Source organism: Stenotrophomonas sp. PS02289 (genome assembly GCF_029960115.1).
Taxonomy (GTDB): Bacteria; Pseudomonadota; Gammaproteobacteria; order Xanthomonadales; family Xanthomonadaceae; genus Stenotrophomonas.
Genome location: NZ_JASCOZ010000290.1, coordinates 1 through 2,840, shown reverse-complemented (window position 1 = coordinate 2,840; position 2,840 = coordinate 1). Strand labels below are relative to the sequence as shown.

At 66.6% G+C, this 2,840-nt stretch carries 2 protein-coding genes; both read left to right on the top strand.

Going from position 1 to position 2,840, the window contains the following annotated elements; genetic code table 11:
* Window positions 1–109: 109 nt before the first annotated feature.
* A complete protein-coding gene (locus QMX83_RS21045; protein WP_282298571.1) occupies window positions 110–769 on the top strand; it encodes an HNH endonuclease in 660 nt (219 codons plus the stop codon).
* Window positions 770–882: 113 nt separating this feature from the next.
* On the top strand, window positions 883–2,781 hold the full coding sequence (gene dxs, locus QMX83_RS21040) for a 1-deoxy-D-xylulose-5-phosphate synthase (protein WP_282298570.1): 1,899 nt from the start codon (window positions 883–885) through the stop codon (window positions 2,779–2,781).
* Window positions 2,782–2,840 lie beyond the last annotated feature (59 nt).

Here is a 2,840-nt window from a genome sequence, read left to right as displayed (position 1 = left end):
GCCGTTGGCCGGCCCATGCATGACCTTCAACGTTCATGAGGGCCGGCCAACGGCCGGCGCTACCGGGCATACACAAAATGTCAACATTCCGGTATAAGCTCTGTACTCGATGGAGACAGACACTACACGCCTAGGTCTGATCGATACCGGAGCGTCTTCCGCGCCGGTCGCCGAAGCTTCGCCGTCGCCCACCCTTTACCGCCCTGGCACCGTGCGACTGCTGTCGCTGGACGCCCACGGCCGGGTGCTGGACTGGATCACCTGGCAGGACGCGGCCTGCCTCTACGCCCGCGAAGCCGTGGCCTGGACCCTGGGTGACCCCTGCCTGCATATCCATGGCGGCACCTGCCGCAGCACGGGGCTGCGCAGCGGCATGGACCTGCACCCGATCATTGCCGCGCGCGGGCACGCCCGCTCACGGGCGCTGGACCCCACCCCCAACCTGACCAACCAGGCGCTGTTCGCGCGCGATGCGCACCTGTGCCTGTATTGCGGCCAGCAGTTCAACCGCCCGCAGCTGACCCGTGACCACGTGATGCCCATTTCCAAGGGCGGCGGCGACGTCTGGGAAAACGTGGTCAGCGCCTGCTTCCACTGCAACTCGCGCAAGAGCGACCGCACCCCGCAGCAGGCCGGCATGCCGCTGCTGGCGGTGCCGTACCGGCCGAGCTGGATCGAACACATGATCCTGTCCAACCGCAACATCCTGGCCGACCAGATGGCCTTCCTGAAGGCGCAGCTGCCCAAGCGCTCCAAACTCTCGGCCTGACCTGCGTCAGGTTGTCGCAGGCACCGTCACCGGGTTCTCACTGGAATGGCGGTTTGCTTGCTCCACCCCGCTTTGGGGGCGAAAATAGGCGCTTGAGAAGAAGCGCAGAAAACATGATCGATTCCGCCCGCTATCCCCGCCTGTCGCGCATCCAGAATCCGGATGACCTGCGCAGGTTTGAAGAGTCCGAACTGCCCGCCATCGCGGATGAACTGCGTGCCTACCTGATTGAATCAGTGGGCAAGAGCGGGGGGCACTTCGGCGCCGGGCTGGGCGTGATCGAACTGACCGTGGCCCTGCACTACCTGTACCAGACCCCGACCGACCAGCTGGTCTGGGACGTGGGCCACCAGACCTACCCGCACAAGATCCTCACCGGACGCCGCGACGAAATCCACACGGTCAAGCAGAAGGACGGCGTCGCGCCGTTCCCGAAGCGCGAGGAAAGCGTGTTCGACACCTTCGGGGTCGGGCACTCGTCGACCTCGATCTCGGCCGCGCTGGGCATGGCCATCGCCCGCCAGCGCGAAGGCGACGATCGCCGCGTGGTGGCCGTCATCGGCGACGGCGCGATGACCGCCGGCATGGCCTATGAAGCCCTTAACCATGCCGGTGGCATGGACCAGGAGCCGAACCTGCTGGTGATCCTCAACGACAACAACATGTCGATCTCCGAAGCCGTGGGCGGGCTGACCAAGATCCTGGGCCGCGCCACCGGCAGTCGCACGCTCAATGCGCTGCGCGAAGGCGGCAAGCGCATCCTTGGCGACAAGAAGAAGTCGCCGCCGGCGCGCTTCGTCAAGCGCTGGGAAGAACACTGGAAAGGCATGTTCGTGCCGTCCACCTTCTTCGAGGAAATGGGCTTCCATTACACCGGCCCGATCGACGGCCATGACCTGCCGGCACTGGTGTCCACGCTGAAGACGCTCAAGGGCCTGAAGGGCCTGAAGCTGCTGCACGTGATGACCACCAAGGGCAAGGGCTACGAGCGCGCCGAGGGCGACCAGATCGGCTACCACGCGGTCGGCCCCTTCGACCCGGACAAGGGCCTGGTCTCCAAGGGTGGGGTCAAGAAGCCCACCTATACCGACGTGTTCAGCGACTGGCTGTGCGACGCCGCCGCGGCCGAGCCGCGTTTACTCGGCATCACCCCGGCGATGCGCGAAGGCTCCGGCCTGGTGCGCTTCAGCAAGGAATACCCGGAGCGCTACTACGACGTGGCCATTGCCGAGCAGCACGCGGTCACGCTGGCGGCAGGCATGGCGACCCAGGGAGCCAAGCCGGTGGTGGCGATCTACTCCACCTTCCTGCAGCGCGCGTATGACCAGCTGGTGCATGACGTGGCGATCCAGAAGCTGGATGTGCTGTTTGCGATCGACCGCGCCGGCGTGGTCGGCCCGGACGGCGCCACGCATGCCGGCAACCTGGACCTGAGCTTCCTGCGCTGCGTGCCGCACATGGTGGTGATGGCCCCGGCCGACGAAGCCGAATGCCGGCAGATGCTGAGCACCGGCCTGCAATACGAAGGCCCGGCGGCGGTGCGCTACCCGCGCGGCAGCGGTACCGGCGTGGCCGCAGGCAGCGACCTGTCCACGCTGGAGATCGGCAAGGCCGACCTGCGCGTGCAGGGCAGCCGCCTTGCCCTGCTCGCCTTTGGCAGCACCGTACCGGCCGCTGAAGCGGTCGGCCGCGAGCTGGGGCTGACCGTGGTCAACATGCGTTTCATCAAGCCGCTGGACCGTGCGTTGCTGCTGCAGCTGGCGGCTACGCACGAAGGCTTTGTCACCATCGAAGACAACGTCGTCGCCGGCGGTGCCGGTTCGGGCGTGGCCGAACTGTTGAATGCCGAAGACGTGCTACGTCCGTTCCTGCACCTGGGCCTGCCGGACAGCTTCCAGCATCACGCCAGCCGTGAGGACCTGCTGGCGGAGGCCGGAATTGATGCTGCCGGCATTCGTGCGGCGGTGTTGAAGCGCTGGCCGAAGCTGGGCGAACGCACCGAGGTGGCGTAGAGCCACGCCCTGCGTGGCTGCGCGATGTCCGGGTTGGTCGAAGCCACGCAGGGCGTGGC